We start from the raw sequence: 554 nt of genomic DNA, 5'->3' as shown, positions 1-554 counted from the left end.
AAGCCATGTGACAACGGCATACATTCTGGATCAGGATCCGAACCGGTGGCCCACTTTGCCTCCCATCGGTCGCCCGATTGCCAATAACCGTATCTATATTCTTGACACGTGCGGTCAGCCTGTTCCGTTGGGGGGACTTGGGGAGATTTATATTGCGGGTCAAGGCGTCGCACGGGGTTATCTGAACCGGCCTGAGCTGACGGCAGAACGTTTCCTGCCCGATCCGTTCAGCGATAAGCCGGATGCCCGCATGTACCGCACCGGGGATTTGGCGCGTTATTTGCCGGACGGCAATCTGGAATTTCTCGGTCGCACTGACCAGCAGGTGAAAATCCGCGGTTTCCGCATTGAACCGGGGGAAATTGAAGCGCGGCTGGCCGAACACCCGGCGGTGCGTGAAGCCGTGGTGCTGGCTCACGAGGAAGGACTGGACAAACGGCTGGTGGCGTATGTGGCGGCGGACGTGGAAGAAGGGCTGGTGAATAACTTACGTGAGCGCCTGAGTCAAGTTTTGCCGGAGTATATGGTGCCGGCGGCGGTGGTGCGCCTGGACC

1 protein-coding gene is annotated in these 554 nt (G+C 59.2%); it reads left to right on the top strand.

From position 1 onward, the window contains the following. A partial coding sequence (locus tag C5470_RS22200) for an AMP-binding protein (RefSeq protein WP_166291950.1) occupies positions 1 to 554 on the top strand: 554 nt, incomplete at both ends.

It is taken from the genome of Photorhabdus stackebrandtii (assembly GCF_011189495.1).
In the GTDB taxonomy this organism is placed as follows: domain Bacteria; phylum Pseudomonadota; class Gammaproteobacteria; order Enterobacterales; family Enterobacteriaceae; genus Photorhabdus; species Photorhabdus khanii.
This window is presented reverse-complemented; position numbering and strand designations above follow the sequence as displayed.